Source organism: Trichocoleus desertorum ATA4-8-CV12 (assembly GCA_019358975.1).
Lineage (GTDB): Bacteria > Cyanobacteriota > Cyanobacteriia > FACHB-46 > FACHB-46 > Trichocoleus > Trichocoleus desertorum_A.
In genome coordinates this window covers 39,676-61,828 of sequence record JAHHIL010000010.1, presented here as the reverse complement: position 1 = coordinate 61,828, position 22,153 = coordinate 39,676, and the positions used below count along the sequence as shown (strand labels likewise).

Here is a 22,153-nt window from a genome sequence, read left to right as displayed (position 1 = left end):
AACGTAAAAACTGTAATTTCCTACCCTAAAACTGTTCTCAGTGCTGCTAAATACAGTACTGAAGACGAAATTAAGCGCAAAATTTAAGAGCATTCTTCACCCGATTCGCCTAGCCCAGTCCGAAAGTATGCTGCTCAGCCGCGCATCCTCTTTCTAGAACGGGAACTTTAGCTATAGCCTTCCTAACGTTGCTCCTGAAATTAAGTCGCCAGCACTATGTATGCTCAAGCCATCAAAATTTTGCTAGTAGAAGATAGTCTGACTGACGCAACCTTTCTACAAAAGATTTTGCAGATTGAAACCAGTGTTGCTGCTTGGGAAGTGGTACACATAACGCAACTGAGCGATACGCTCACCTACTTGCGCGAAGACGAATGTGACGTTGTCCTCCTAGATCTTTTCCTTCCCGACGAGCAAGGTTTAGAAACCTTACAGCAAGTTCAGGCCACTGCCCCTAACATCCCAATTGTGGTCTTGACAGGACTCGATGATGAGGCGATCGCGATTGAGACCCTACGGCAAGGTGCTCAAGACTATCTCGTCAAGGGTCAAATTGAAGTTAATTTATTGGTGCGATCGATTCGCTACGCCATTGAACGCAGCCAAACGCTCAAAACCATGCAGCGGCAATCAGCCGCGATCGAAGCGGCAAGTGATGGAGTGGCAATCCTAAACCAAGATGAACAGTTCATCTACCTCAACCAAGCGTACGCCGAGATTTATGGCTATGACAGCCCAACGGATTTACTAGGGAAAACTTGGAGGCTGGTTTATGATGACGCTGATCTCAAAGGGATGGCCCGCCGAGCGGCCTTAGATTTGCAAGATAAAGGTTCTTGGCGGGGCGAAGTGATCGCTAAGAAGCAGGACGGTGAAAAATTCTATCAAGAGTTGTCGCTGACTGCGATTGATAAGGATGGTTTTGTCTGCATCGTGCGAGATGTCACAGAGCGTAAACGGGTTGAAGAGGCATTACAGTTTACGCAATTTACCGTAAATCATGCCGCAGAAGCCGTGATTTGGACAGAACCAGATGCTCGCTTTGTCTATGTCAATGAAGCAGCTTGCCAGATGTTTGGTTATACCAAAGCAGAGCTGTTAATGATGACAGTTTTCGATATTGCTCCTGCTTTATCGCCCCAAGATTGGCAAGCAGATTGGGGCCGACTCCAACAACAAAGCTCTTACACACTGGAAACCTTGAACCGTCATAAAAAGGGCCATTTTTTCCCGGTGGAGGTAACTCGTAACTATTTAGAATTTCGAGGCCGAGAATACAACTGTGCTTTCATGCGCGACATTACTCAACGCAAACAATTTGAACAAGCGCTGCGTGAGAGCGAACAACGGTTTCGGCTGTTGGCAGAAAATTCAACAGATATGATTTCACAGCATGCCCCTGATGGCACATTCCTCTACGTCTCGCCTGCCTGTCACTCTTTACTAGGCTATGAACCGGAAGAACTACTAGGTCGCTCCGCCTACGATTTTCATCATGTGGATGATTTAGAAGCAGTGCGCCTCATCCACGACACCATCTTAGAACTGCCAGAAACCTACTCAGTGTCTTATCGCTTCCGCCATCAGCAGGGGCACTATGTCTGGCTAGAATCAACTGCAAAAACGATTCGGGCATCCGAAACACAAACGATTCAAGAAATCCAGATTTCTTCACGCGATATTACCGATCGCAAGCGAGCTGAAGTCGATATTCACAACGCCCTGGCCAAAGAAAAAGAACTCAGCCAACTGAAATCTAATTTTGTCTCAATGGTTTCTCATGAATTCCGCAACCCACTGAGCGCGATCGTGTTGTCAAGTGAGTTACTAGAACGCTATGCCCACAAAGTCAACGAGGAGCAGAAAGCAAAATATTTCCAGCGGATTCATGCAGCAACTAAACGCATGACCGAGTTACTCGACGAAGTTTTGATTATTGGTCGGGCTGAGGCTGGACAACTAAAGTGTCAGCCCATGCCGTTGATCCTAGAAGACTTTTGTCAGGAGTTAGTAGAAGAATTGCGCCTCACTGTAGGCCAACAGTATCCGTTAGTTTTTACTAGCACCAATGACGCCACAAACGCTTATATGGATGAAAACTTGTTGCGGCATATTTTGGGCAACCTAATTTCCAATGCTGCCAAGTACTCTCCCCTTAATAGCAACATCTATCTAGATGTGTCTTACGAGAACGACTCTGTAGTTTTTCAGATTCAGGATCAAGGGATTGGCATTCCTGAAGAAGATCAGCAGCGGTTGTTTGACTCATTTTACCGAGCGACCAATGTAGGAACGATTCCAGGAACAGGTTTGGGCTTGGCGATCGTCAAAAAATGTGTAGATGCTCACCAAGGACAGATTTCGGTCATCAGCCAGTTAAATGCGGGAACCACGTTTGCTGTCACATTACCGCTACACAGTTCAGCGCCTGCCTGCACAATTCCCCTTGATGCGCCAGCGTTTGATCAGGTCCAAGAATTAGCCTGAGGACTAGGAATTAAGGAATAGGAATAGAGTGTAGCAAGCGATCGACGATCGCCCGTCCACGCTGCCCTCTGGCAGGAATGATGCGATGCGACAGGACATGGGGGGCCAAAAGCTTAATATCGTCGGGAATGGCATAATCGCGGTCTTCTAGAAAAGCCAAGGCTTGTGCGGCTCGTTGCAGGGCAACGGTTCCCCGTGGACTCACCCCTAGATTAATTTCCTCATCTTCGCGGGTCGCTCGAACTAAGTTCAAAATGTATTGCTGCAAAGAAGGCTCTACTTTGACCGCAGAACACAAGCGTCGTAATTCCTGAATATCTTCTAGAGATAAACAAGGTTTTAATTCGTTGACGCTAACGCCAGATTGCAAGCGTTGCAACATCTGCAATTCTTCTTGCTCACTGGGATAGCCCAGCGTTAGAGAGAGGGCGAAGCGATCCATCTGGGCTTCGGGTAGCGGAAATGTACCTTGGTACTCCACTGGGTTTTGAGTGGCAATGACAAAAAACGGGCTTGGGACAGGCCGAGAAGTTCCATCTACTGTCACCTGCCGCTCTTCCATCACTTCTAGCAGCGCTGATTGGGTACGAGGCGTGGCTCGGTTAATTTCATCGGTCAGTAGCACGTTCGCAAAGACAGGCCCTGGGAGAAACTCAAATTCACCAGAGCGGGGATTCCAAATATTGGTGCCTGTAACATCGCTGGGCAATAAATCAGGGGTGCACTGCAAGCGCTGGAATTTACCGTCAATCGAGCGCGCTAAGGACTTAGCCAACAGAGTTTTACCAACTCCCGGCACATCTTCTAGTAAGGCATGCCCTCCAGAGATGAGCGCGACTAAGACTAATCGGATGGCATCGGCTTTCCCCACAATCGTTTGACTGAGATTTTGAGTTAGCCGTTCAATACGCTCTCGCATGACTGGTTTTTGCTCCCTAAGGGTGACCCTTGATTGATCATGTCAAAATTTAGCCTGAGTGAGGATGGGAAGTTTACTGGATTTACTTCCTCAATGAACACTTCAGGCTGCTCGATAGACGTTGGCTTAGACACTAGGTGCGGTAGCCAAGAGCGATCGCGCAGTTAAGCAATCTGCTTGAATCTGATTTTTTAACGCCTCTAGAGAAGCAAATTTTTGTTCTGGGCGTAAAAAGTGCTCTAAGCTGACGATCAACGTCTGACCATACAAGTCCCCGTCCCAATCTAACAAATGGACTTCAACAGTGCGACTGATGCCATTCAAGGTAGGACGATGACCAATATTCATCACTCCTAAATGCGGGCTGGGCAAGTGGCTGAGCGTAGGACTGTGTACGCGAACGGCATAGACTCCATGTTGCGGTACAAACTTTTCGGGCGGAAGCTGAAGATTAGCGGTAGGAAACCCAATGGTTCTACCCAATTGCTGCCCAAACGCGACTTGGCCCACCAAAGTATGGGAACGTCCTAAGAGGCGATTGGCTCGGTTTAGGTCGCCTGTTTGCAGAGCCTCCCGAATATTAGAGCTACTGATGCGCTCATCTGCACAGGTGCAAAGCGGAACAGGGGTAACGATAATCCCAAAGGTGGCGGCGATCGCTTGTAAATCTGCGGCAGTTCCAGTACGTTGCCGCCCAAAGCGAAAGTCAACTCCCACACTAATTTGCTGAGCCTGGAGTCGTCGGACCAAAATTTCTTTGACAAATGCTTGGGGGCTTAAATCTGCCAACTCGCGATCGAACGGGAGTAGTACAAGTTGCCGAATCCCCATTCCTTTGAGCTGTAAAACTTTTTCGTTCAGGGGCGTCAACAACGCTCTGGGTTGCCCAGAAAAGAATTCTTGAGGATGGGGATTGAAGGTGACGACTGTAGGATAAGCCAGCTCAGAAGAATTTAAGACAGGTTGAATTACCTGCCGATGCCCTCGATGGACGCCGTCAAAATTTCCTAGGGCGACAGCAGTTGGCGTTAAAACAGATGTTAGAGAAGAAGTGACCCACACGCTTTACATTTTGACACATAGCAGGAGCTTGTGAACGAAAAGATTTGGCTGACCAGAAGTCTCGCAGCAGAGTTCGTTAAGCCGAGGCAGAGATGGTCGCCTCGACGACCGATGGTTCTAGTTCTGCTTCGGGCAACGTAGCGACAGTGGTGAGCTGAATCGATAATCCTTCCCAAGCCATCAGGCTATTTGGAAAAACTCGTGCTACCTGTTCTCCCACCTGATCGAGAAAATCATCATTGTGGATCGGGTCGTGGTGGAAAATAACCAGCTTTTTCACCCCTGCCGCTTTGGCTACCTTGACGGCTTCTTGCCAGGTAGAATGCCCCCAACCAACCTTACTAGTCTTGGGTGAGTGGTATTCTTCGTCGGTGTAAGTGGCATCGTAAATCAAAACATCGGCTTCTCTGGCCAACCAGAGTGCGTTTTCATCTAAGCGGTCTGGGAAATGCTCCGTATCGGTGACGTAGGCAACTGCATGATTCTTCCAACTGACTCGATAACCAATGGCTTCACCAGGGTGATTCAGTGGTGCATTTTCGATGGTGATGTCGTCAATTTGCAGAGGCTGGCCAACCTCAATGCTTTGAAAATCCAGCTCGGCTCCCATCACTTGGAGGGGCACCGGAAAGTTAGGGTGAAGCATCTGATCGTTCAAACGCTGCTCCACATCGGAGCCATTCGGCGCGATCGCCCCATAGATATGAAAGCGATTTCCTTTAATAAAAGCAGGGGTAAAAAAGGGAAAGCCTTGAATATGATCCCAATGAGAGTGCGTAAAAAACATGTAAGCTTCTACAGGCATAGCGGATAACATGCTCTGCCCTAAAACCCGCAGGCCAGTGCCACCATCAAAGATCAGTCGATGACCATTGACGCGCATCTCAACACAAGGTGTATTGCCGCCGTAGCGAACAGTTTCAGACCCAGGACAAGCAATACTGCCCCTGACTCCCCAAAAATTAACTGTAAATTGGTTATGCATGCTCTAGATGAACTTGATTGCAGATTAATGCGGAGTCCTCATCAGCCCGATGGCTCACTGACCTCACCCTGGCCTCACACTGGCTATTACAAACGTTGAATCTACAAATAATTTAGTTTGGAGAAACTCCTGTATGATTCCAACTTAATTAAAATTGTTCCCTTTGTTAGTGATCGAAGCCCTACTTTTAAGAGATTTTCGCCACTTGACAGAAAACTCCTGCCCGAAAGACCTATTTATTTCTGCGATTAAAGCAATGGATAGTCCGGGAACTTTACTTGCCACTTCTGTAAATTGGTGAGTCCGTCTACAGAAGTTAAGTTGTATTGGAGTGGAGTAACAGTAATGTAGTTGTTACGAATGGCTTGCACATCCGTAAGCGCCTCGTTACCCTCTTTGAGATCGACTTCATCCGTGACATCCTCTAGCACTTCTCCCGCCAGCCAATAGTAGGTTTTGCCCCTAGGGTCTAGGCGTTTCTGAAAAATGTCTGTGTAACGTCGAACGCCTTGGCGAGTAATGGCAACACCCATGATGTCTTGTAATGGGACTGCGGGTACGTTGACGTTTAGCAGGACGAGCTTAGGCAAGGGGTGTTGAGCCAGTTGAGTCAGTAAGGTTTGCGCGAAGTGTACGGCTGGCTGAAATTCTTTACAGCTAAAACTGGTCAAACTAAAGGCAATGCTGGGGATTCCTTCAATTACCCCTTCCATCGCCGCTGAGACTGTGCCTGAGTAGAGCACATCAGTCCCCAGATTAGAACCGTGATTAATGCCAGAGAGCACAAAATCTGGTGGATTGTCCAGCAGTGCTCCTAAAGCCAACTTAACACAATCTGAAGGAGTTCCTGAACAGGCCCAAGCCTTGACGCTGGGATGAAAGACTGATTCGACTTCTTCCGCTCGGATGGGGCTATGCAGGGTTAAGCCGTGGCCTGTAGCCGATCGCTCTCGATCGGGGCAAACAACTGTCACTTCATGACCTGCCTCAGCCATCCCATTCGCTAGGCTGCGAATTCCTAAGGCATAAATGCCATCGTCGTTACTAACTAGGAGTCTCATGGAGTAATTCGACGCAATAATATAAGGTCAACGGATCTACCAAACTTTGATTGTGCGTAACGTCTTCCCGACACTGACCGCTTAGACGGTACAGCGCGGACTTTGCAAAAGCCCAGGAAGTTTTAGTAACCCGCCAGCCATCTTGCAAGATAGCCAGGAGCCTCCAGGCTGTATTACCGACAACCCGATTGTTTTAATATTTCTCGCCCCGTTCAAATCAGCATCCCCGTGCCAGCCACAATGACCACAAGCAAACCACTTACCATTCCGGTACGACTCCCCTTGGATGGGGTGGATGCGCAGGCATTGGTGGCAAGTTTGACTGGTATAGGCAGGATTGACCATCACGACCTTCACCCCCGCGCCCAAAGCCTTGTACTCAATAAACAATCGCAGTTGGTTGAAGGCCCAACTGTTCGACCGTCTCCGCTCGGTTTTATTGCGGGGTTGTTGGTTTGTGCGTTCACGGATACCCGTCAAGTCTTCCAGCGCAATGCTGGCTTGCTTAGACTTGGCAGTTTGAACGAGACTTTTCGAGATGTTGTGATTCAACCAGGCTTGAAATCGACGCTCACGACCAGACAACCGTTGCAGCAGTTCACGCACTCGACGGCGTGTACTGCGTGTGCCCTTACTGGCTTTGTGTTGGAGCTTCGCTCTCAAGTTGGCATAGTGGTCACGCACTTTGTGGAGACTCTTGCCTTCCCAGGTTTGCCCCTCAGAAGTATAGGCAATGTCAGTCCTGTCCAAATCTACGCCCAAAACATCTTTGTTCTTTTGCGGTGGCGGTTCCGACTCCAGGCAGATTTGAAGGTAGTAGGAACCATCCTGCCGTTTAACCAACGTGGCAGATTTTGGGCTAGAGCCTTTGAGCGCCCCGACTTGGTAGTTGCCAATTGCCAATTCAAACCGCTCACGACCCTCAACCGTGGTGAGCGAAACCGTCCAGTCCTTCTCTCGAAACGAAAAGATTCGAGCGTCGTACGTGACAAAGCCAATCCTGAATGCTTTGACTGGGCGGTTCTTTTTCTTCGCAACTTTTCGAGAGCCTGCCACTCGTCTGCATACCTGTTGAGCCAGGTTGCTCGACAGACCAAAACGAGCGCGAACTTCGTAATAGCAAAGAGATTGCAGCTTCACTGCATTGACTATCTGCTCAGGCGTGTTTTGGTTAACCCAATTCAACGCAAGCCCAAAAGCATCGAGTGTCGCATCCAGTTTTTGGGCTTGCGACTCGTCGACCTTGAGTTTGCAGGAGATAGTCAGGACTTGACTCATGCCCCTATTTTACCTCATCAGAAGAAGTTGTCTGTATGCCCGATAGATTATTGTCCGACTCCGTTCCTACGCCGGACTCGCATTCCTGCCGACGCTCGGCTTCGCCAGAGTGCGGGACTCCTGCTGCTTTAGCTAAATTCCGAGGCAATAAATTGACCCCAGCTGCCAGGGGACAAAATGCTACCTGGGGAAACCTTGTCCAAAACAGAACGCTAGCCTCTAAACTGACATTATGTAGAGCGACGTTTCACGGGTAAGCGTTGCACTCAAGATTATTGTTTTACGAACCACCCCTAGCATGACTCATCAGACTAGCGATCTGGAAGCCCAATTGGAAGCGCTGCGCCAAGAAGCGCAACAGGCGATCGCCACTGCCGAAACTCTGGATCAATTAGATCAACTCCGTGTCAAGTACCTGGGGAAAAAAGGCCAACTCTCCCAAGCCCTCGGTGGTATGGGCAAGCTACCACCTGAGGAGCGTCCTCGGATTGGTGCTTTGACCAATGAAGTCAAAGAAGCTTTGCAAAATGATTTAGATGCTAAGCGCACAGCTCTCCAAGCAGCCCAAATTCAAGCCCAGCTCGAAGCTGAGACTCTGGATGTGACAATGCCGGGACTGTATCGGCCTCAAGGGCGAGTGCATCCGCTGAACAGCACGATGGACCGAGCATTGGATATCTTTACGGGTTTGGGCTACACCGTGGCTCAAGGTCCAGAAATGGAAACCGACTACTACAACTTTGAAGCGTTAAACTTCCAACCAGACCATCCAGCCCGTGACATGCAGGATACGCTGTATTTGACGGATGGGAATTTGTTGCGGACTCACACCTCGACGGTGCAAATTCGCTACATGGAAGAAAATGACCCATCCATCCGAGTGGCAGTGCCAGGACGGGTGTATCGCCGGGACACAGTGGATGCCACCCACTCCGCTGTCTTTCACCAAATCGAAATTTTAGCTGTGGACGAAGGGCTGACCTTCTCGGATCTGCGAGGCACAATCAAAGTCTTTCTAGAAGCCATGTTTGGTGATGTGCCCATCCGCTTCCGTCCGAGTTTCTTCCCCTTTACCGAACCCTCGGCAGAGGTAGACGTGCAGTGGAAAGGACGCTGGTTAGAAGTTTTGGGTTGTGGCATGGTAGACCCCAACGTCCTGAAAGCAGTTGGCTATGACCCAGAAGTTTACACTGGGTTCGCGGCAGGCTTTGGGGTAGAACGTTTGGCAATGGTACTGCACCAGATTGATGATATCCGGCGTCTTTACAACAGCGACCTGCGATTTCTGCGGCAGTTCTAGCTGGATGAGGTCTAGTTGGTTGAGGGGTAAACTCAGGTGCCTCAAACCTGGGCAGTGACTCGATCTTGCGAAACCAAAGTGGGTGGAAATTGCAGGCAATGGTTTCGCAAGAAGGCTGTGGCGTCCGGCACCGCTAAGGGAGGACTGAGCAAGTAACCCTGGATGGTCTGGCACTGGAGCGATCGCAACCGCTCTAGTTGAGCTTGAGTTTCCACGCCCTCAGCAATCACATTCAGATTTAGCCCTTGTCCCAAAGCAATCACAGCACTCACAATGGCAGCATCTTGAGAATTGATCGATAAATCCCGGATGAAAGACTGATCAATTTTGAGGGTATGGAGCGGAAATTTCTTCAAATACCCTAACGAAGAGTAGCCTGCGCCAAAATCATCCATCGCTAGGGAAACTCCCATTTTCTCTAAGTCATGCAAAACTTCACAGGTAGAGTCAGCATTTTGCATGACCGTTGTTTCGGTAATTTCAAGTTCTAAGAATTCAGGCGAGAGTTGGCTTTCGGCCAGAGTGCGAGCGACAATTTCGACTAGTTCAGGTTGTTGAAATTGCCGCGCTGATAGGTTGACAGAGACCCGCGATCGCACAAATCCCGCCTGTTGCCATTGCTTTGCCTGCTGACAAGCAGTTTGCAGCACCCATTCTCCAATCCGCACAATTAGCCCATTTTCTTCAGCCAATGGAATAAAACCCTTCGGATCTAGCAACCCCAGCTCTGGATGCTGCCACCGCACCAAAGCTTCCATACAAGTAATCTGTTGGTTGAGCAGATTTACTTGCGGTTGGTAATAAACCACAAACTCACCACGCTCTAGAGCATGATGCAAGCCACTTTCTAGCTCCAAGCGAGCCGATGCCTGAGCATTCAAAGCCGTAGTGTAGAACTGGTAGTTATTTCGCCCCTGGTCTTTGGCCTTATAGAGAGCGGCATCGGCGTTTCTGAGCAATGTGGGTACATCTTCGCCATCTTGCGGATATAGAGCAATGCCAATGCTACTGGTGATATAGAGATCGTGTCCCTCCAAATTGAAAGCAGGTTTGAGCGACTCTAGAACCCGTCGAGCAATTTTGCTAGCCGCTTCAGGACAGCTGAGGTTAGGCAATAACAGCGTAAACTCATCTCCTCCCCAACGAGCCACAACATCACCCTCTCTAAGGCAACTAGCAATGCGCTGAGCCGACAGTTGTAAAAGGTGGTCTCCCACGGCATGGCCCAGAGTGTCATTGATAGTTTTGAATCGATCTAAATCGAGAAACATCACCGCCAAATTTTGACCACTGCCTCGCGCCTGAGTTAGGGATGGCAATAGCCGATTGTTGAAACAAATCCGGTTGGGCAAGCCTGTGAGTAAGTCATGAAAGGCTTGATAGCGAATGGTGGCAGCCGCTTGCTCTCGCTTCAAAGCCCCGCCAATGCTGGCAGCCATCGCAATCAAAATAGATTCTTCACTCTTTGACCAGCAGCGTTCTGTCGTACAGTCGTCGAAGCCGATGTAGCCCCAGAATTGCTGATCGATCAAAATTGGCACCAGTAGAATCGAAAGAATTCGATCTAGCGCCAAGAGTTCCTGCTCAGCAGCAGGAAAGTCACAAGTCAGGCCACTGATGGAGTGACCCGTTGATAAAGCTGCATACCAGCGGCTGAGACCAAATTCCTGGTAGGACTGGTTTTGCGAATGCGCTTGATGAATGGTGGGGGCGATCGCCGACCGCGTCCATTCAAACCGTATACTCATCGCCAACTCAGCCGTGACAGGATGGAGATGATTTTCGTAGATATAAACCCGATCCACTCCTGCTGCCGTGCCTAGAGTGCCTATTGCTTCCGCGATCGCGGCTTCATAATTAGTATTGGTTAATAGGTGCCGAGTCGCTTCTGCTACACCTTGCAGCAACCCCTCACGCTTATGCAACTCCTCCTCTGCTTGCTTGCGGCGGGTGATATCCTCAACCGTACCTTCATAGCCAACCAACTGGCCTCGATCATCTCGGATGGTTCGAGCATTTTCGGAAATCCAGATCACGGTACCATCTTTGCGGTAGATCTGTGACTCAAAGCCCCATACAGCTTCCTGGGTTTGAATCAGATGCATAAATTCAGCTCGGCTGCTAGGGTCAACGTAAAGTTGCTGCTGGATATCAGTTAAGGTCGCCTTCAACTCCTCTGGCGAGTCATAGCCATAAATCGTTGCCAGCATGGGGTTAGCCGTCAGATATTGCCCATTGGTCGTCGTTTGAAAAATCCCCTCAACCGCATTCTCAAAAATGCTCCGATACTTCACCTCAGCTTGACGGAGGGCTTCCTCAGCTCGCTTACGCTCCGTAATATCTTTCACCGCCCCTAAAATTCGCCCCACTCGCTGTTGCACCGCATCCCACTCTGGTCGGGCATAGTCCCGTAACCAACAAGTAGCGCCAGATTTGGTGATAATGCGATACTCCAGCACACTAGGCTGATTAGCTGAGATATTTTGAGCAAATGGATAAGTTAGCGCTAAATCCTCTGGATGAATCAGACTGACCCAACCGCCTAACGCATTAATTTCATCCAGCGTGTAGTCAGTAATACGATAAAAAGCTTCCGTAGCCCACTCAGTTACCAGTTGGCCATCCGGTTCAATTCTGACCGAGTAAACGTAGTCAGATGCCATATCCGAAATAGCCCGATGGCGGGCCTCACTCTCTCGCAGCGCTTGCTCTGCTTGCTTCAGTTGCAAAATCGCACCCAATTGGGCTGTTACTGCTGTCACCAATTCCACCAAGCGCTGATCTGTAGAGCGCGCTTCAAACATGAAAAAAACGAGGACAGCCACCACTGCCCCTCGCGCCAAAATGGGAACGGCCAGACTCGCTCTGAGTCCTGCCTCTAGAGCAATTTCAGTTCTCAAAAAGCTAGTTGGGGCTTCCTGAGAAACATCTTGAATCCATTCTGGTTTTTGCTTCGCCCAAACTCGTCCAGGCAAACCGACTCCAGGTTGGAACTGCATCTCCTGACTGAGCGTTCTAAACTTGGAGAGCGAGGTAGATTGGCTGTACCAAGCCGAACTACATTGCAACTGAGTTTGGGTTGAGTCAGCTAACCAAGCCTCGCCGTACTTCCACCCTGTGGCTTCGCATACCTGTTGCAGCGCCACCTGCAAAGCGGTTTCCAAATTGGCAGACTCACTAATAGCCAATGAAATAGTTTGTAAGAGTTTGGTTTCTTCCTTAACCCGCTTGAGCAGGGAACTCGCTTTGGTCGGGCTCTGACTTGCATTTACAGAATCTTGTTGCTCAACCATGTCTTTCGAAGTGTTGCTCACTGCCAGAACGGGCTGCCAAACCCAAACAAATCTAAGTAAAGTGTAATTTTTTTTACCCATCCCTCTCCATTCAAGCGAGAAAATTAAGGACTGTCAGCAACAAACTACACAAAACAAGAATTATCACCAGCAGGCTCCAAGCAAAAATCTAAGTAGGTAATAGTATTGTGGCCAGCATATTACCTGTTGTAGCTTGTCTTAATCCAGACAAAAAGGCACCCCCTACTCATAGTAGAAAGATGCCTCATAACTTCAACCACTAATCCAAAAAGCCCTTTTGGAGGGGGACTGGGGGACGCAACCGTCCCTCAGCGGGGGTTTGGGGGCAGGTGCCCCAAGGGTTCGGTTCTTACCTAAAAATTGACAGCTCAAACTCGTTGCTGCTCCAGGAGTTTGATCGAGCCCACCCTTTACCGAGGCCCCAACCCAATCGCGCCCGCATAGATTGCCTGCTTACCCAACTCATCCTCAATCCGGAGTAGGCGGTTGTACTTCGCCACCCGTTCACTGCGGCAGAGCGAGCCCGTCTTAATTTGACCCGCACGAACCGCTACAGCCAAATCCGCAATCGTCGTATCTTCGGTTTCACCAGAACGGTGACTAATGACGGAGCGGTAACTGTTGCGGGTGGCTAAATCGATCGCCTGCAACGTTTCAGTCAAAGAACCAATCTGATTCAGCTTAATCAAGATCGAATTGCCTGCCTTCTGGTCGATCCCCTGCTGTAGCCGAGTGGGGTTGGTGACAAATAAATCATCCCCGACTAGCTGCACGCGATCGCCCAACTTCTGAGTCAACAACTGCCAATGTTGCCAATCATCTTCATGCAAGCCATCTTCAATCGAGACGATCGGATACTGACCTGCCAACTTAGCCAGATAATCAACCATCTCGGCTGGGGTATGAGCAGCGCCATCATAGACATACTGACCGTCTTTGTAGAGTTCGCTCGCGGCTACATCCAGCGCCAATGCTACTTGCTCTCCAGGCTTGTAACCCGCTTTCTCGATCGCTGCTATCAATAAATCCAAAGCTGCCTGATTAGACGCTAGGTTGGGGGCAAAACCACCTTCATCCCCTACCCCCGTTAGCAATCCCTGAGCCTTTAGGACGCTACTGAGCGAGGAAAACACTTCTGCTCCCCAGCGCAAAGCTTCACGAAATGAAGGAGCCCCAATCGGGACAATCATAAATTCTTGAATGTCCACATTGTTATCTGCGTGCGCTCCACCATTAATTACATTCATCAGGGGCACAGGCAGCAGGTTCGCCAGCGGCCCACCCAAATAACGGTAGAGCGGCAGACCTAGAGCTTCGGCACCCGCTTTAGCCGTAGCCAAAGAGACCGCTAAGATCGCATTTGCCCCCAGATTGGCTTTATTTTGCGAGCCATCTAGATCAATCATGGCGCGATCGATCGCTTCTTGATTCAACGCATCACAACCCATCAAGCGAGGCGCAATTTCTTCGACGACGTTCTGCACCGCTTTCTGTACACCCTTACCACCGTAACGGTTTGAGTCCCCATCGCGTAATTCATGCGCCTCAAAGCTCCCTGTTGAAGCACCGCTGGGAACCTGTGCAACTCCAACAGCACCATTCTCCAGATACACTTCCGCTTCAATAGTCGGACGTCCGCGTGAGTCTAGGATTTCGCGCGCCCGAATGGAGTAAATGGCGGTCTCTGGTGTATCAATCATTCCCTCTGTACCCTCTGAATAAGCAGAATTGCAACTGGCTTCAACCTGGCGGTATGTTGACGATTCACCCGCTGGCGGTCAGCCTAAAATGGCAAACAGCCCGATTGTTAGAATACGTCCAAACGGACACCCAAAAGTGATCTTAGAGAGTTCTGAATTTTAGACTGGTAGTTTTACTTACGGATCTGTCCCAGATTCCGGTGAGTGCTCAAACAAAAAATGTAAAGCGGGAGAAAAAATCATGCGACTACTCCACACAATGCTGCGGGTTGGCGACCTAGAAGAATCACTCAAATTCTATTGCGACATCTTAGGCATGAAGTTGCTGCGTCGCAAAGACTACCCCGGTGGCCAGTTTACCCTTGCCTTCGTAGGGTATGGCGATGAAATTGACCACACCGTGATTGAGCTAACTCACAACTGGGGAGTGGAGCAGTATAATCTCGGCGATGCTTATGGCCATATTGCCATTGGTGTGGATGATATTTACGCTACCTGCAACACCGTTAAGGAGCGCGGTGGTAAAGTTGTGCGAGAACCAGGGCCAATGAAGCACGGCTCCACTGTGATTGCTTTTGTGGAAGACCCCAGTGGTTACAAGGTGGAATTAATTCAGCTTGGAACTCAAGGCTCAACATCAACTCAGCAAAAAACCGAGCCTGTGACAGCTCACTAGCCAGTTGCGATCGCGGGTAGAGTGCGGCATGACCCTCTAGCTCACAACTAGTCAGTACAGTGTCAGTACAGTAATTGACACTCCCACGGCTAAAGCACGTGGGATTCTTGGCTCTACGAAACCACTTAACTTAGAGTCCTTGCGTCATCTAGGCCAGAGGTGGGATTCTCCCCAAGCGTGACTTCGGGCATGCCCTACCCTAGTTGCATTGCTGCAAGTCCTGTTGAGATTGAAACGCATTGGTTTCAAAAACTGATTCGCCTAGTTCCTGTAAATCTTTTACCTGCTGCCAGGAGGAAGCTAGAACAATGCAGCAGAACCGCATAGATTTAATTGCCAAGGTTCAGCACGTCTTTCGACAGCCAGGTTTTTTGAGTGGTTGATTACCTTTGCCACTAGAATGAGTATAGCATTTACCTATACAAATGAGCGGAAGACAGTTAAACATTAGACTCCCAGAGCACGAAATTAAGATGCTTGAGTGCTATGCCAAGAAAACGAAAAGAACCAAGACAGATGTGATTCGAGAGTTCATTAGGTCATTGGACAAGTAGCCTACCTAGCTGTTCGTCTTCGACTCACCGCCTTATATCCCACCGCCAAAGCATGTGGGTTTTACAGCGATTTCTATAACTTGACAGTAAATAACTTGTGAAGGTCAGCCCTAAGTTCCGGTTTTTAGCTGCTATTTAGGAACTTCCTGGATAGCAACCCCTTGAAGGAGTGGCAGAGTGAGGAGAATCCATTGGGTCACTGGAGGGCTGGGTAGTCTAGGCCTTCTAGCACAGTTTTCGATGAATGCTCAGGCTAAATTACCAAATACCCCAGAGCCAGCCCCAAAACCCGCTATAGATGCAACGATAGACATCCCTCAGCCGCTCATTCTGCTTCAGGGCGGGGTGTCTAACTCTAACTTTGCTGCTCCTGCCTTGACAAAGGCACAGATTGAGACCAGCCCAACGCAGTTAGAGTTTGCCTCTAATGACGCGATCGCCCCCTTAACCGTCGCCCCCTTAGCAATAACTCCCTTAACCGTCGCCCAGCCAGCAATCCCAACTTTCTCGGACTTGCTCCCATCTGCCGCAGCAGCTCCAGACATCAGCGATCCAGCAATGGCTCAAGTGAATTCTGTCTCAGAGCTATCAGATGTACAGCCGACCGACTGGGCCTATCAAGCCTTGAAATCTTTGGTAGAGCGGTATGGTGTGGTTACAGGCTATCCGGATGGCACCTTTCGGGGACGGCGATCGCTGACTCGCTACGAATTTGCCGCCATTCTGAATGCCGTTTTTGCTGAAATTAATGACTCCATTACCGGAGGCCGTCGCACTGATTTAGAGCCAGAAGATGTTGAGACGTTGCAGCAGTTACAAAGCAGCTATGGTCTAGCTTTGAGTAACTTGCGCGATCGCTTAGCAGGCTTGGATGGACGAGTCACTGAGTTGGAAGCCAACCAGTTTTCCACCACAACCAAACTACAAGGACAAGCCATTTTTGCCCCCACCCTAGGCACACAAGCTTCACTAGAGTTGGTGTCACGAGTGCGGCTAGACTTACTCACAGCTTTGCAACCGGATGCTCTCTTGCTAACCCAACTAGAAATGGGTAATGGAGCCACTGATGCGATCGGTGAAGTGCATAACCGTGACCAAAATTTGTTAGGAACCATAGGCTTATTAGCTGACGGTGGCGGATTAGAGTATATCGAAATCGAGCAGACACCACGAGTCCGCAAGCTTTACTACACGTTCCGCCCTCGACCGGACTTGGTGGTCAGCCTTGGCCCTAAAATTGTGCCCAGCGACTTTATTGATCGCAATCCCTTTGCTAATGACTCCGCCGTTGACTTTAGCTCTGGCTTTTTCATCAACAATCCCTTGATTGTGCAAAACCAAATCGATCGCTTGGGTGGGGCTGGTATTGCCTTAGATTGGCAACTCTCTAGCTCTTGGGCCTTGCGATCGCTCTACGCCGCAGCCGATGGCGACAGCCCTCAGAAAGGCGGGTTATTTGGCGATCGCAATCAAGCCAGCGTGGAACTAGAATACACCCTGAGTCCGGCTGGGAGCGTGCGCTTACAATACACCAACGCTACCCTTAACGACACCCAAATTGAAGCCATTGGGATCAATGCAGACTGGGCTTTTGATCGGACAACGGCAGTGTTTGGCCGCTACGGTTCTGGATCTTACCAAGGCTTTAACTCGGTGTTAGCCAGCAACTTAGATTTACAGCCGCAAACCTGGGCTTTAGGCGTAGTATTTCGCAACTTAGTGATTCCAGGCTCTTTAGCGGGGGCTGCCGTCGGTCAACCTTTCATCACCAATGATTTAGGGGACGCCACCCAAACCAATTTTGAGCTGTTCTATAATCTCTCCATTAATGAGCACCTAAGCATCACGCCAACTTTGATGTGGGTGGCTAATCCAAACAACGATGCGACCAATCCTGACGTTTGGGAAGGAACGCTACGGACAGTTTTTTCCTTCTAATCCAGCGATCGCCTAAATTTTGCGGGTAGAAGATGCGTGAAACAGGCGAAATATCCGGTGAGATGGCGTAGGGCAGGTTGTTATACTAAACGTCTGGGGACAAGCTTTTTCACAGGAATTCTTTTTAGAACATGCAGCCCACCGACTCTAGCAAATTCACCGACAAAGCCTGGGAAGCGATCGTTAAATCTCAGGAAGTAGCCCGTCGCTTCAAACACCAACAGCTAGAGGTGGAGCATTTAGTCGTTGCTCTCTTGCAGCAAGATGGACTGGCGAGCAAAGTGTTTGATCGAGCGGGTGCAGATTCAGCCCGACTCCTCCTGCAATTAGAAGAATTTGCCCAACGCCAACCGCGCGTCACAGACGATGGGCAGCTCTATTTGGGTCGGGGGCTAGATTTGCTGACTGATCGGGCCGAAGCCACACGAGAATCCTGGCAAGATAGTTTCATCTCAGTTGAGCACCTACTCATTGGCTTTGCCGAAGACGAACGCATTGGTCGGCGCTTGCTCAAGGCAGTTAATCTAGACGCCAAGCAACTAGAAACCGTAATTAAGACAGTTCGGGGTAGCCAAAAAGTGACAGATCAAAGCCCTGAGTCTCGCTACGCTGCCCTAGAGAAATATGGTCAAGACCTAACAGAACAAGCCAAATCAGGCAAGTTAGATCCTGTCATTGGTCGCGATGACGAGATTCGTCGAGTAGTTCAAGTCCTGTCACGCCGTACCAAGAATAACCCTGTCCTGATTGGAGAACCCGGAGTCGGTAAAACGGCGATCGCCGAAGGGTTAGCTCAACGTATTGTCAACGGCGATGTCCCCGAATCCCTCAAAAACCGTAAACTCATTTCGCTTGATATGGGTAGCCTGATTGCGGGCGCTAAGTATCGCGGTGAGTTTGAAGATCGCCTACGGGCTGTCTTGCGCGAAGTTATGGACTCCGACGGGCAAATTGTTCTCTTCATTGATGAACTCCATACCGTGGTTGGCACTGGAGCCAGCCAAGGCACTATGGATGCGGGCAACTTGCTCAAGCCAATGCTAGCGCGGGGAGAATTGCGCTGTATTGGAGCCACTACGCTTGATGAGTACCGCAAATACATCGAAAAGGACGCAGCTCTGGAACGGCGTTTCCAGCAGGTTGTGGTCAATCAGCCTAGCGTTGAAGATACCATTTCTATCCTGCGCGGCCTAAAAGATCGCTACGAAACTCACCACGGTGGGGTGAAAATCACCGATGCGGCCTTAGTGGCGGCGGCGACTTTATCTGATCGCTACATTGCCGATCGCTTCCTCCCAGATAAGGCCATTGACTTGATCGATGAAGCTGCGGCCAAGCTGCGGATGGAAATTACTTCCAAGCCCGTCGAGTTAGAGGCGATCGATCGTCGTTTGATGCAGCTAGAGATGGAGAAACTGTCCCTAGAAAATGAAGGTCAACGCGCGATCGCAGGTGGTTATCGAACTTCACGGGAACGCCTGACTCGAATTGAGCAAGAAATTACAGAGCTGAGTGAAAAACAGCAACAGCTTTCTGGTCAGTGGCAAACTGAGAAAGAAGCCCTAGAAGGCATCAAAGCTTTGAAGATGGAGGAAGACCAACTCAGAGTCCAAATTGAACAGGCGGAGCGGGCTTATGACCTGAACAAGGCAGCTCAACTCAAATATGGTCGTTTAGAATCGGTGCAACGCGATCGCGAATCCAAAGAAGCGCAACTCCTAGAAATTCAATCTCGCGGCTCTGGTCTCCTGCGAGAGCAAGTCACCGAGGCTGATATTGCTGAGATTGTCGCCAAGTGGACTGGCATCCCTGTCAATCGTCTCCTAGAATCAGAGCGGCAAAAATTGCTCCAGCTAGAATCCTACTTACATCAACGAGTCGTGGGCCAGGATGAAGCGGTAGAGTCAGTATCCTCGGCCATTCGTCGAGCTAGAGCAGGGATGAAAGATCCCGGTCGTCCGATTGGTTCTTTCCTTTTCATGGGGCCCACTGGGGTTGGTAAAACTGAACTGGCTCGCGCCTTAGCTCAATCCTTGTTTGACACCGATGATGCCTTGGTGCGCTTAGACATGTCGGAGTATATGGAGAAGCACTCAGTCTCTCGATTGGTTGGTGCGCCTCCAGGTTACGTCGGCTACGAAGAAGGGGGGCAGCTATCCGAAGCAGTTCGACGGCATCCCTACTCTTTGGTGCTGCTTGATGAAGTTGAAAAAGCGCATCCAGATGTGTTTAATATCTTGCTGCAAGTACTCGATGATGGTCGCATTACCGACTCTCAAGGTAGGCTGGTTGACTTCCGCAACACTGTGATTGTCATGACCAGCAACATTGGCAGCGATCACATTTTAGATGTTTCAGGTGATGACTCCAAGTATGAAGAAATGCGGGTTCGAGTGTTGCAAGCCCTGCGATCGCACTTCCGCCCCGAATTTCTCAACCGTGTTGATGACATCATCTTGTTCCATCCGCTCAACCTGGGCGAATTACGCCAAATTGTCGGTATCCAGATCAAACGCATCCAAAAACTACTGTCCGACCAAAAAATTACCCTGGAACTGACAGAAGCAGCCCAAAATCACATTGCCGATAGTGGCTATGACCCCGTTTACGGTGCTCGTCCACTGAAGCGAGCTATTCAGCGGGAACTCGAAAACCCGATCGCCAATAAAATTCTTGAGGGTGCTTTTGTTGAAGGAGATATTGTTACCATTGATTACCAGAGTGGTAACGTAATTTTTGAGTCCAAAAATGACAGGAAAGTTCTAGAACTTGAGACAATGTCTTCCAAGAAAAATTGAAGCTCTTAGTCCTGAACGTTTTTCTACGCAAAAGCTTCTATTGCTCTATAGTCAGTAGGGATGAAACTAGTTTAACGGTAGGAGATCTTTATACCTCCGATACACCTTCTTAGTGCTATTAATTAGTATCTGTGAAAACTGTGTGGGTAGTAGTCCGCCTATCAAAACTTTAAATAGGACAATTACTACGACTCTTGATTGAGTCATGATAGAGCTATCGGCACTAATTGACCGCCAGAAATAGCGAGCAGCTTGCAAACTTCTTTGTTGGGTAGGTTGACCCTCCAAACACTTAAAGGTTAAGTATTTGTAGATCTCGCTCAAGCTACGCTTCTTTAGCGATTGCAATTCCTCTGGCGCTTGACTGAACGCTCGTTCAATTACTTGTAGACAAGCTGCTTCTAACTTAACTACATTACTGGAGAGAGAGTTTGTAGAAACTCGATATAAAATTTGTGGAGCCGTGACCACTACAAAAGGATATTTAGCTGCCAGTCGTATCCACATGTCCCAGTCTTCAGCTGAGGAAAGAGTCTCATCAAAATTCCCTACTGCCTCTAAAGCTTCTCGACGAATGAGGGGGTTAGATCCGTGCTCTAAAAAGTTAAGAACTAATATTTTACTATAGACATTCCCCTCCCATGTTAAACGCCTACCTATATGTAGGAACCGATTAGATTCATCAACGAAATCGCTCCAACTGTAAGCTAAACTTGCTTGTGGGTTACCTTGCAACGCTTTTAGCTGGGATTCTATCTTATCTGCTGTCCATAAATCATCGGCATCTAAGAAAGCGATAAATTGCCCCCGTGAGTGTGAAATTCCACGATTCCGAGTGGCAGAAAGACCGGCATTTTGATATGAGAATACCTTAATTCTGGAATCCTGAATCCCAGAAATAATTTCTAAGGTTTTATCCTGAGAGCCATCATTAATTATAATCAACTCAAAATCAGAAAAGGTTTGAGACAGAACAGAGGTGATGGTCTCTTGGATTGTTTTTTCACCGTTATAGACTGGGATGATAACAGAAACTATTGGCATGCTAATAAGCCGATCCATAATCGATTAGGAAGCAATAGGGACTCAAGGAATTTAAACTTGAATATGGCCTAATAAGGAGCTAGTGTTAAATAATTTTTCGTGCTTAGTTATTAGAAAGTGGGCTCCTTTGGAGGGTAATACTGTGATTAATATAACTTTAAAGATTACTTTCATACTAATTCTGAAAAGAAGTAAATCAGAACTATGTTCTATAGCTTTCAAAAGGTATAGAATAGCCAAAAAACTTATAGATCGTTTTGGATAGCCTTCCAAAACTCTATAAGTAAGATATTTATATAAATTAGATTTACTGCATCTTTTCAGGCTTTGTAAAGAAGCAGGAGCTCGGCTGAAAGCCTGCTCAATAACTTGGAGACAAGCTGTCTCTTGCCGTAAAACATTCGTAGACATAGAATGAGGTGAGAGCCGATATAAAACATGAGGATACGGTACAGCTACGAAATCATAATGTTTTGATAGCCTCAGCCACATGTCCCAGTCTTCGGCAGCAGAAAGAGATTCATCGAAACCTCCTACTGCTTCAAGAGCATATCGGCAAATTAAAGCGTTAGAGCCGCTTTCCAAGAAATTTGCGAGGAGAAGGTTGGGATATACGTTACCAGTTATTGCAATGCGACTGCCTATTCGTACAAAATCACCAAACTTATCAATCAAGTTAGTCCAACTATAAGCCACTGCTGCTTGAGGATGCTCTTGCAGTATCTTCAAATGTTTACTTAACTTATCAGGAGCCCATAAATCATCTGCATCCAAGAAAGCAATATACTTGCCACAAGAGTGGCCAAACCCGCGATTTCGGCTAGCTGACAACCCAGCGTTAGAATAGGAAAAGACTTTTATTCGAGGATCTGAAATACTAGCGACAATGTCTAGTGTTGAGTCTTGAGATCCGTCATTAATAATAATGAGTTCAAAATCTACAAAGTCTTGAGCCAAAACAGACTCAACTGTTTCCTTAATAGTTTTTTCTCCGTTATAGACTGGGATAATTACAGAAATAGTAGACATTTCAGCTC

General features: G+C 48.6%; 14 protein-coding genes. 5 read left to right on the top strand and 9 right to left on the bottom strand.

The features are described from left to right. The first annotated feature begins 216 nt into the window (after nucleotides 1-216). On the top strand, nucleotides 217-2,487 hold the full coding sequence (locus KME12_10650) for a PAS domain S-box protein (protein MBW4488235.1): 2,271 nt from the start codon (nucleotides 217-219) through the stop codon (nucleotides 2,485-2,487). A 10-nt stretch (nucleotides 2,488-2,497) separates the two neighbouring features. Here KME12_10650 and KME12_10645 read toward each other — a convergent pair whose 3' ends face one another. The 5 genes from KME12_10645 to KME12_10625 form a co-directional block, all read right to left on the bottom strand. Next, nucleotides 2,498-3,406, bottom strand: coding sequence for a MoxR family ATPase (locus KME12_10645; protein ID MBW4488234.1), 909 nt, complete (start codon nucleotides 3,404-3,406; stop codon nucleotides 2,498-2,500). A gap of 126 nt (nucleotides 3,407-3,532) precedes the next feature. After that, on the bottom strand, nucleotides 3,533-4,468 hold the full coding sequence (locus tag KME12_10640; GenBank protein ID MBW4488233.1) for a bifunctional riboflavin kinase/FAD synthetase: 936 nt from the start codon (nucleotides 4,466-4,468) through the stop codon (nucleotides 3,533-3,535). Between the two features lie 76 nt (nucleotides 4,469-4,544). Continuing rightward, nucleotides 4,545-5,453: an MBL fold metallo-hydrolase gene (locus KME12_10635; GenBank protein MBW4488232.1), complete on the bottom strand. Its 909-nt coding sequence runs from the start codon at nucleotides 5,451-5,453 to the stop codon at nucleotides 4,545-4,547. Between the two features lie 248 nt (nucleotides 5,454-5,701). Continuing rightward, entirely contained in the window at nucleotides 5,702-6,514 is an 813-nt protein-coding gene (gene surE / locus KME12_10630; protein ID MBW4488231.1) for a 5'/3'-nucleotidase SurE, read from the bottom strand. Nucleotides 6,515-6,595: 81 nt separating this feature from the next. Further along, nucleotides 6,596-7,792, bottom strand: coding sequence for a transposase (locus KME12_10625; GenBank protein ID MBW4488230.1), 1,197 nt, complete (start codon nucleotides 7,790-7,792; stop codon nucleotides 6,596-6,598). A 298-nt stretch (nucleotides 7,793-8,090) separates the two neighbouring features. Here KME12_10625 and pheS point away from each other — a divergent pair, with 298 nt between their 5' ends. Beyond that, a complete protein-coding gene (gene pheS, locus KME12_10620; protein ID MBW4488229.1) occupies nucleotides 8,091-9,092 on the top strand; it encodes a phenylalanine--tRNA ligase subunit alpha in 1,002 nt (333 codons plus the stop codon). 41 nt (nucleotides 9,093-9,133) lie between these two features. Here the strand turns inward: pheS and KME12_10615 are convergent, their stop codons facing one another. Together KME12_10615 and eno are read right to left on the bottom strand one after the other, a co-directional pair. Continuing rightward, nucleotides 9,134-12,385 carry an EAL domain-containing protein gene (locus KME12_10615; protein MBW4488228.1) on the bottom strand — a complete coding sequence of 1,084 codons (3,252 nt, stop codon included), beginning with the start codon at nucleotides 12,383-12,385 and terminating at the stop codon, nucleotides 9,134-9,136. A 431-nt stretch (nucleotides 12,386-12,816) separates the two neighbouring features. Next, nucleotides 12,817-14,106, bottom strand: coding sequence for a phosphopyruvate hydratase (gene eno / locus KME12_10610; protein MBW4488227.1), 1,290 nt, complete (start codon nucleotides 14,104-14,106; stop codon nucleotides 12,817-12,819). 241 nt (nucleotides 14,107-14,347) lie between these two features. Between eno and gloA the strand changes: the two genes are divergently transcribed. The 3 genes from gloA (at nucleotide 14,348) to clpB (ending at nucleotide 20,072) form a co-directional block, all read left to right on the top strand. After that, nucleotides 14,348-14,782 (top strand): lactoylglutathione lyase, encoded by a 435-nt coding sequence (gloA, locus tag KME12_10605; GenBank protein MBW4488226.1) that lies wholly within the window; start codon nucleotides 14,348-14,350, stop codon nucleotides 14,780-14,782. Nucleotides 14,783-15,894: 1,112 nt separating this feature from the next. Further along, the gene (locus tag KME12_10600; protein ID MBW4488225.1) at nucleotides 15,895-17,274 is read left to right on the top strand and encodes an iron uptake porin; all 1,380 of its coding nucleotides are present in this window, start codon (nucleotides 15,895-15,897) and stop codon (nucleotides 17,272-17,274) included. Nucleotides 17,275-17,405: 131 nt separating this feature from the next. Further along, complete coding sequence (clpB, locus tag KME12_10595; GenBank protein ID MBW4488224.1) at nucleotides 17,406-20,072, top strand: ATP-dependent chaperone ClpB; 2,667 nt, start codon at nucleotides 17,406-17,408, stop codon at nucleotides 20,070-20,072. Nucleotides 20,073-20,138: 66 nt separating this feature from the next. Here the strand turns inward: clpB and KME12_10590 are convergent, their stop codons facing one another. Beyond that, on the bottom strand, nucleotides 20,139-21,134 hold the full coding sequence (locus KME12_10590; GenBank protein MBW4488223.1) for a glycosyltransferase: 996 nt from the start codon (nucleotides 21,132-21,134) through the stop codon (nucleotides 20,139-20,141). 33 nt (nucleotides 21,135-21,167) lie between these two features. Continuing rightward, on the bottom strand, nucleotides 21,168-22,145 hold the full coding sequence (locus KME12_10585) for a glycosyltransferase (GenBank protein ID MBW4488222.1): 978 nt from the start codon (nucleotides 22,143-22,145) through the stop codon (nucleotides 21,168-21,170). Nucleotides 22,146-22,153: the final 8 nt, after the last annotated feature.

Excerpts from the sequence above, each read along its gene's own strand:
- KME12_10650 (MBW4488235.1), top strand. The coding sequence starts at position 217 with ATGTATGCTCAAGCCATCAAAATTTTGCTAGTAGAAGATAGTCTGACT.
- KME12_10645 (MBW4488234.1), bottom strand. The coding sequence starts at position 3,406 with ATGCGAGAGCGTATTGAACGGCTAACTCAAAATCTCAGTCAAACGATT.
- KME12_10635 (MBW4488232.1), bottom strand. The coding sequence starts at position 5,453 with ATGCATAACCAATTTACAGTTAATTTTTGGGGAGTCAGGGGCAGTATT.
- surE (MBW4488231.1), bottom strand. The coding sequence starts at position 6,514 with ATGAGACTCCTAGTTAGTAACGACGATGGCATTTATGCCTTAGGAATT.
- KME12_10625 (MBW4488230.1), bottom strand. The coding sequence starts at position 7,792 with ATGAGTCAAGTCCTGACTATCTCCTGCAAACTCAAGGTCGACGAGTCG.
- pheS (MBW4488229.1), top strand. The coding sequence starts at position 8,091 with ATGACTCATCAGACTAGCGATCTGGAAGCCCAATTGGAAGCGCTGCGC.
- KME12_10615 (MBW4488228.1), bottom strand. The coding sequence starts at position 12,385 with ATGGTTGAGCAACAAGATTCTGTAAATGCAAGTCAGAGCCCGACCAAA.
- eno (MBW4488227.1), bottom strand. The coding sequence starts at position 14,106 with ATGATTGATACACCAGAGACCGCCATTTACTCCATTCGGGCGCGCGAA.
- gloA (MBW4488226.1), top strand. The coding sequence starts at position 14,348 with ATGCGACTACTCCACACAATGCTGCGGGTTGGCGACCTAGAAGAATCA.
- KME12_10600 (MBW4488225.1), top strand. The coding sequence starts at position 15,895 with ATGGCTCAAGTGAATTCTGTCTCAGAGCTATCAGATGTACAGCCGACC.
- clpB (MBW4488224.1), top strand. The coding sequence starts at position 17,406 with ATGCAGCCCACCGACTCTAGCAAATTCACCGACAAAGCCTGGGAAGCG.
- KME12_10590 (MBW4488223.1), bottom strand. The coding sequence starts at position 21,134 with ATGGATCGGCTTATTAGCATGCCAATAGTTTCTGTTATCATCCCAGTC.
- KME12_10585 (MBW4488222.1), bottom strand. The coding sequence starts at position 22,145 with ATGTCTACTATTTCTGTAATTATCCCAGTCTATAACGGAGAAAAAACT.